This window comes from Caballeronia jiangsuensis (assembly GCF_046030135.1).
Classification (GTDB): domain Bacteria; phylum Pseudomonadota; class Gammaproteobacteria; order Burkholderiales; family Burkholderiaceae; genus Caballeronia; species Caballeronia jiangsuensis.
This window is the reverse complement of sequence record NZ_JAQQDB010000056.1, coordinates 37,007-44,453: the sequence shown is the minus strand read 5'-3', so window position 1 is coordinate 44,453 and position 7,447 is coordinate 37,007. Positions and strand designations below refer to the sequence as shown.

The 7,447-nt window shown below is 57.1% G+C and carries 5 protein-coding genes and 1 pseudogene; 5 read left to right on the top strand and 1 reads right to left on the bottom strand.

Features of this window, described 5'->3' with window-relative positions; genetic code table 11:
• Nucleotides 1-5 precede the first annotated feature (5 nt).
• Nucleotides 6-401, top strand: a complete 396-nt coding sequence (locus tag PQR08_RS35305) for an H-NS histone family protein (protein WP_408163991.1) — start codon at nucleotides 6-8, stop codon at nucleotides 399-401.
• A gap of 262 nt (nucleotides 402-663) precedes the next feature.
• Nucleotides 664-1,227, top strand: a complete 564-nt coding sequence (locus tag PQR08_RS35300; RefSeq protein ID WP_035511512.1) for a sugar O-acetyltransferase — start codon at nucleotides 664-666, stop codon at nucleotides 1,225-1,227.
• A gap of 49 nt (nucleotides 1,228-1,276) precedes the next feature.
• On the opposite strand, the gene PQR08_RS35295 is transcribed toward PQR08_RS35300, so the two are convergent.
• On the bottom strand, nucleotides 1,277-2,239 hold the full coding sequence (locus tag PQR08_RS35295) for a LysR family transcriptional regulator (RefSeq protein WP_035511498.1): 963 nt from the start codon (nucleotides 2,237-2,239) through the stop codon (nucleotides 1,277-1,279).
• A gap of 116 nt (nucleotides 2,240-2,355) precedes the next feature.
• On the opposite strand from PQR08_RS35295, the gene PQR08_RS35290 reads away from it, so the two are divergent.
• From PQR08_RS35290 to PQR08_RS35280, 3 genes and pseudogenes are all read left to right on the top strand, one after another.
• Nucleotides 2,356-3,522: a mandelate racemase/muconate lactonizing enzyme family protein gene (locus tag PQR08_RS35290; protein ID WP_408163980.1), complete on the top strand. Its 1,167-nt coding sequence runs from the start codon at nucleotides 2,356-2,358 to the stop codon at nucleotides 3,520-3,522.
• Between the two features lie 157 nt (nucleotides 3,523-3,679).
• Nucleotides 3,680-5,038, top strand: a complete 1,359-nt coding sequence (dctA, locus tag PQR08_RS35285) for a C4-dicarboxylate transporter DctA (RefSeq protein WP_408163978.1) — start codon at nucleotides 3,680-3,682, stop codon at nucleotides 5,036-5,038.
• A 75-nt stretch (nucleotides 5,039-5,113) separates the two neighbouring features.
• Nucleotides 5,114-7,432: pseudogene (locus PQR08_RS35280) on the top strand (NADP-dependent malic enzyme).
• Nucleotides 7,433-7,447: the final 15 nt, after the last annotated feature.

Below are 7,447 nucleotides of genomic sequence, written 5' to 3'. Positions count from 1 at the left end.
GAGCCATGCACCAGCTTATCGATTCAGGGCGCCTCAAGGGTTCGCTGCGCCGGGCTCACGCCCGCCCTCGACCCGCCAAACCGCCCACTCGGATTTCAAAAGAGGCAGACAAACAATTGGCTGAATTAAAAGAGCGCGAGACGCGCCAAGCGTTAAATGAAATCGTGGCAAAGATGCGCGAGTACGGCATCTCCATCAACGAACTGATAGGCCGCAAGGCGGACTCTCTGTCTGATGAGCATTCAGCGAAGTATCGAGACCCGGTGACTGGGTCAACTTGGAGCGGACGGGGGCGCGCACCCGGCTGGCTTGCCGGCAAGGACCGTAACGAGTTCCTGGTCGATACACAGGCAGCCACTCGAGGCAAAGTTCAAGCGGCGTTGTTTGCTCGGGAACGGTGAGTAATAGTCGCTTGCAAACTCTTGGTAAGGGTTTATACTGAGTTCGTCTCCTCCATGTCTCAACCGACTTGGATTCAAGCCTGCGTTCACGCAGGCTTTTCTTTTTCGGTTGTCGTTTTTCGAGGCCCTGACTTTGACGTCAGCGTTGCGCTTCACTCCGTCACGCAGGCTTCAATTTCGCCGTAAGGTTCGAAGCGTCTCGTTGGAGTTATGCTACGTGACGTCGCGGTCGCGAACGGCCAGCCTTGAATGCGAGGTACATATGGTCCGAACAGAGAAAGAGAAGATGCTGGCAGGCGAGTTGTACACGGCCAGCTCTCCAGAGATACAGGCTGACCAGGCTGAGGCCCGAGCGTGGTTGCAGCGGTTCAACGCAAACATCGACATGCCGCTTGCCGAGCGATACCAGCTGTTGAAAGACCGCTTCGCCAATGTCGGAGTGGACTCGATGGTCCGCCCGCCGTTCTTCTGTGACTACGGATACAACATCACGCTGGGGGCTGGCGTATTTCTCAACTATGGCTGCACCATCCTTGATGTCGTGACAGTGGAAATCGGCGACATGACGCAGATTGCCACCGGTGTGCAAATTCTGACCGCTGACCATCCGCGCGACCCAGCGGTCCGGGCAAGTGGCCTAGAGTTCGGACGTCCCATTCGGATTGGGCGCAACGTTTGGATAGGCGCGGGCGCAATCATCCTTCCGGGAATCACCATCGGTGACAACGCATTGATTGGCGCCGGCAGCATCGTCACTCGCGACGTTCCGGCAGGGACGACGGCGGTAGGTAATCCGGCTCGAATTCGTATGGGCGAAACACGATAAATCGCGAGTTGGCGCGGCAGACGGACAAGCCATATCCCCCAGTCGTTCCTCAGTTCCTCGTCGAGCGCTTTCGCCTTTCGCGAAGCTCAACACCTGCGTCGACCGGCGTAAATGGTGCCTGAAACCGCGTCACCAGAAAGTCGATAAACGCGCGCGCTCGGGCCGTTTGGTTCTTCTGACGGGGGTAGTACACAAAGAGGTCAGCCGAAGGAAGGACTGTATTTGGAAGCACAAGGCTCAGCCTTCCGCTCTGTACATATTTAGCCAAGTCCCATTCCGAGCGAATCAGGATTCCGTGTCCCTCGAGTGCCCACCGAAGCACGATGTCACCGTCGTTGCTCGACAGAGCGCCTTTGACTTTGATGGCCTCCGTATGGTCGTTGACGATATAACGCCAAACACCATACGCGTCGTCGTTCTGGCGGTGGATGATGCACCGATGGTTGGCCAGGTCCTCAACCCGCTCCGGAACACCATGTTTCTCTAAATACTTCGGAGACGCACAAAGGAAACGGCGGTTGCTCATGATGCGGCGCGCGCTCAGACGACTATCGGGTAACTCGCCGAACCTAATTGCCATGTCGAACGCACCCTCGACCAGGTCGACAGGACGGTCAGTCACCTCAAATTGCACTTCAACACTCGGGTATCGCTTGGCAAATTCCGATACCAATGGGGCAATCGTCGTCCTGCCGAACCCGAGCGTCGCGTTGATGCGCAGCAACCCCTGCGGGTCGCGTTTTGCCCCAGAAATGGCCTCCTCCATTTCGCGCACCTGCCCGACTATCTGAGACGCATATCGTAGATACGTCTCGCCCTCGGGCGTGAGGCTAACGCTTCGAGTCGTTCGATTGACCAAGCGCACACCGAGACGCTGCTCGATAACCCCGAGTCGCTTCGTCGCGGCCGGCGGAGACAGGTCAAGGGCACGCGCAGCACCGGACAGGCTCCTGAGCTTCGCCAGCAAAATGAAGAATTCGAAGTCGGTCGCGGTCTGAGTTTCAGTATTCACCGAATGTGAAAAATGAAATGAATGTAAGTGCAGTTTAGCAGCGTTTTTCGCGGTTAAGCTACTTCCACATTGCAATGAACGCGTAGCAACACCTTCCAAACTCAGGAGACAGTGCCGTGAGAATCGTTGAAATCCGGGAAAAGACCGTTCCCATCAGCTCGCCCATCCGCAACGCCTACATCGACTTCAGCAAGATGACGCTGAGCCTGGTAGCGGTTATCACCGACGTTATTCGTGATGGCAAGCCGGTGGTGGGATACGGCTTCAATTCGAATGGCCGGTACGGCCAGGGGAAATTGATGCGCGAGCGCTTCATTCCTCGCATTCTGGAAGCAGACCCGGCTTCGCTGGTGAATGATGCGGGCGACAATCTCGACCCACACAAAATCTGGGCGACCATGTTCACGAACGAGAAGCCCGGTGGTCACGGCGAACGTTCGGTCGCAATTGGCACCATCGACATGGCCATCTGGGATGCGGTGGCGAAGATTGAAGGCAAACCGCTGTTCCAGTTGCTGGCGGACCGCTACGGCAATGGTCAGCCTGACCGCAAGATTTTCGTGTACGCAGCGGGCGGTTACTACTACCCGGGCCAGGACCACGAGAAGCTCAAAGATGAGATGCGCAGCTACATCGACCGTGGATATACGGTCGTGAAGAAGAAGATTGGTGGCGCATCGCTCAACGAAGACCTGCGTCGTATCGATTCAATTCTCAGCGTGCTGCAAGATGGCCAGAAGTTGGCAGTGGACGCGAATGGCCGCTTCGACCTTGACACTGCCATCCAATATGCGAAGGCGCTGTCGCAATATGACCTGTTCTGGTACGAGGAACCGGGTGACCCGCTGGACTTCGAGCTGCAAGCCACGCTTCGTAATTACTACAAGAATCCGATGGCGACAGGCGAAGACCTGTTCTCGATGCAGGACGCCCGCAACCTCATCCGCTACGGTGGCATGCGGCCCGACCGCGACTGGCTCCAATTCGACTGTGCACTGAGCTACGGGCTTGTGGAGTATCTCCGCACACTCGACATGCTTCGTGAACACGGTTGGTCCCCAAGCCGTTGCATTCCGCACGGTGGGCATCAAATGTCGCTCAACATCGCAGCGGGCCTGGGCCTCGGTGGAAACGAGTCGTATCCGGACTTGTTCCAGCCATACGGCGGCTTCCCTGACGGCGTCAAGGTCGACAACGGCTACATCACGATGCCGGACCTGCCGGGAATCGGCTTCGAAGGCAAAGCGGACCTCTTCGCTGAGATGAAGAAGCTCTCTGCCTAAAACCAGACACCAGCAATAAGCACCGACGGTTCTCGCCGGTGCGGCAAAAAAACAAAAGCAAAGCAACGAAACCGGGCCGTGCTCATCACAGCGGGGATGCTCCGCTGTGGCCGCTCGCCCATTTTCTACGATAAGACGCCATGCATAGGAGACAAACATGCTGGTATCACGAGTCAGAAAATCGCTCTCGAAGCTCTACGTGCAAGTTCTCATCGGCATTATCGCCGGCATCTTGCTAGGGCATTTCTATCCAGACATCGGCTCGCAACTCAAGCCCCTTGGAGACCTCTTCATCAAGCTTATTCGGATGCTCCTCGCTCCGATTATCTTCGCGTCAGTAGTCGTTGGCATTGCGCGCATGAACGACCTTCACGAAGCGGGACGCGTAGGTGTCAAAGCGGTCCTGTATTTCGAAGTGGCATCGACAGTCGCGCTTATTGTCGGCATGGTTGTCGTCAATGTCGTAAAACCTGGCAGCGGCATGAACATTGACCCAGCACACATTGATGGGTCTGCTATTGCCACCTATACCCAGGCCGCAAAGCAACACGGTACGCTCGACTTTCTCATGAGCATCGTGCCGAACAGCATCGTGGGTGCTTTCGCAAACGGTGAGATGCTGCCGATTATCTTCTTCTCGCTGCTGCTTGCCATATCGCTCGCGAAACTCGGCCCACGAACGGCACCGTTTGTGGACATGCTCGATATGTTCCTCCAGGGAATGTTCGGCGTTGTTCGAATCGTGATGTACGTGGCACCCATCGGCGCCTTCGGCGGTATGGCGTTCACTATCGCAAAGTACGGCATCGGGACACTTGCGTCATTCGGTCAGTTGATGCTCTGCCTTTATCTCACTTCCATCTTCTTTGTAGTCGTTGTTCTTGGCCTGGTCATGCAGATGTGCGGCCTGTCGCTCTTCAAGTATCTCCGTTACATCAAGGACGAGATTCTCATCACGTTGGGCACCGCATCAACGGAAGCCGTACTGCCGCAGATGCTCGTGAAGATGGAGCGCATGGGTTGCTCGCGTTCGGTCGTTGGGATGGTGTTGCCGACCGGCTACACGTTCAACGCAGACGGAACGGCCATCTACCTGACGATGGCAGCCCTTTTTATCGCTCAAGCCATGAACGTTCACCTGAGCATCTGGGACCAGTTGCTTGTCCTGGGCGTACTTCTGCTGACATCGAAAGGCTCGGCGGGCGTGGCCGGCGCAGGTTTCGTCGCGCTTGCAGCGACGTTGGCCTCGATGCACAAGATTCCCGTCGAAGGACTGGTTTTGCTGCTCGGCGTCGACCGCTTCCTCAATGAGGCCCGCGCTGTGACCAATCTCATTGGAAACGGCGTAGCAACCGTGGTCGTTGCCCGATGGGAGGGACAGCTCGACATGGAAATAGCCCGGGCCATGTTGGACAAGAAGACCACCGTTGAAGTAGATGACCTGGCGACGCGCGACTTTCCCGAAGCAGAACACGCCTTGGCGAAACAACCAGCGGTCCGGTCGAACGCTCACTGACGCACGGTCGGCGCCTCGAAAATCGGGCGCTGTCACTTAGAAAGAGCAGGCATCCTTTTGAGTACGAGAGTTGAAATGACCAAGCAATCTGACCAGTCAGCTTTCCGAGAAGCGGCGCTCGATTATCACGAGTTTCCGACCCCCGGAAAGATTGCAATCGCGCCAACCAAGCAAATGATTAACCAGCGCGACCTGTCGCTCGCTTATTCGCCCGGCGTCGCATTTGCATGCGAGGAGATAGTCGCCAATCCGCTGAACGCAGCTAGGTTCACCGCACGCAGCAACCTCGTCGGCGTTGTGTCGAACGGAACGGCGGTGCTGGGACTGGGCAACATTGGACCGCTCGCCTCGAAACCTGTCATGGAAGGCAAAGCGGTGCTGTTCAAAAAATTCGCGGGTATCGATGTTTTCGACATTGAACTTAGCGAGAATGACCCACATAAGCTGGTCGACGTCATCGCTGCGCTGGAGCCTACGTTTGGCGGCATCAACCTCGAGGACATTAAGGCGCCAGACTGCTTCATCGTCGAGCGCGAGTGCCGCAAGCGGATGAAGATTCCGGTCTTCCACGACGACCAGCACGGCACGGCGATTGTCGTGGCCGCGGCGGTTCAGAATGGCTTGAAGGTTGTCGGCAAAGACATCCGGGAGGTGACGCTCGTTGCTTCCGGCGCCGGCGCAGCGGCCCTAGCGTGTCTTAATCTGTTGGTCGACCTCGGACTTCCGGTCGCGAACATTTACGTAACTGACTTGGCCGGCGTTGTCTACAGAGGCCGGGCCGAACTGATGGACCCCGACAAGGCGCGCTTTGCTCGCGAGACCAGCGCCCGCACTTTGTCTGACGTGATTGAAGGGGCGGATGTGTTTCTTGGCCTGTCGGCGGGTGGGGTGCTCAAGCCGGAGATGGTCAAGCAGATGGCGGCGAAGCCGCTCGTCCTCGCACTTGCAAATCCAACGCCTGAAATCCTTCCGGAGCTGGCTCTCGAAGTTCGGCCAGACGCTGTTCTGGCGACAGGTCGGGCGGACTATCCGAACCAAGTCAACAACGTTCTCTGCTTTCCGTTCATTTTTCGTGGCGCTCTGGATGCCGGAGCGACGGTCATCACCAAGGAAATGGAGATTGCAGCGGTGAACGCCATTGCAGGGCTCGCACGTCAGGAGTAGAGCGACATCGTTGCCACTGCGTACGGAATTCACAATCTGTCGTTCGGTCCGGACTATTTGATACCAAAGCCATTCGACCCGCGTCTCATCGTGAAGATTGCGCCGGCAGTCGCGAAAGCCGCGATGGAGTGCGGCGTGGCGTCGCGACCCATTGAAGACATGGAAGCGTACGAACGGCACCTCCAGCAATTCGTCTACCACAGCGGTCCGACGATGAAGCCGGTGTTCCAGCTCGCCCGCAGTGTGGAAGCTGATAGAAAACGCATCGTGTTCGCCGAGGGCGAAGAGGAGCGCGTGTTGCGCGCCGTGCAGATACTCGTTGATGAAAAGCTGGCCAAGCCTATTCTTATCGGCCGTTCAGCGGTCATTGCCCAGCGAATCTCGAAGTTCGGTCTTCGTCTGACCGCGAATGTCGACTTCACCATCGTCGATACCGACCGCGACGAGCGCTATCGAGACTTCTGGCAGACGTACGCGAAGAAGATGGCTCGCAAAGGAATCAGCGAGCAGATGGCGAAACTCGAGATGCGCCGCCGGACGGCCCTCATCGGCGCCATGCTCGTGGAGAAAGGCGAAGCAGACGGCATGATTTGCGGCACGGTGAGCACCACGCACCGGCATCTGCACTTCATTGACCAGGTCATCGGAAAGAAGGACAGCGCGACAGTCTACGCAGCCATGAACGGGCTCGTTCTGCCGGGTCGGCAGATTTTCCTTGTCGATACACACGTCAACGTCGACCCCACCGCTGAACAACTGGCGGAAATCACTATCATGGCGGCCGAGGAGGTGAAGCGCTTCGGTATCGCGCCAAAGGTTGCACTGCTGTCGCATTCGAACTTCGGTACAAGCAACGCGCCGAGCGCACAGAAGATGCGCGATGTTCTAGCGCTTCTTCGGGAGCGAGTTCCCAAGCTCGAGGTTGATGGCGAGATGCACGGTGATGTCGCACTGGACGCTCGGGCGCGCAAAGACGTTATTCCAGAATCGACACTCGATAGTGACGCGAATCTACTTGTTTTGCCAAATATCGATGCGGCAAACATCTCTTACAACCTGTTGAAGTCCGCTGCTGGCAACAACATTGCCATTGGGCCGATTCTGCTTGGTGCGGCCAAGCCCGTTCATGTCCTGACAGCATCGGCGACTGTGCGACGAATCGTCAACATGACGGCGCTCCTTGTTGCAGATGCGGGAGCGTACCGGAGCCAATATTCAGCTCGCTCATAAGTCAATATCGAGGGA

What these genes read in the sequence shown, in the direction of transcription:
- PQR08_RS35305 (WP_408163991.1), top strand. Translation starts at nt 6, where the DNA reads ATGCACCAGCTTATCGATTCAGGGCGCCTCAAGGGTTCGCTGCGCCGG.
- PQR08_RS35300 (WP_035511512.1), top strand. Translation starts at nt 664, where the DNA reads ATGGTCCGAACAGAGAAAGAGAAGATGCTGGCAGGCGAGTTGTACACG.
- dctA (WP_408163978.1), top strand. Translation starts at nt 3,680, where the DNA reads ATGCTGGTATCACGAGTCAGAAAATCGCTCTCGAAGCTCTACGTGCAA.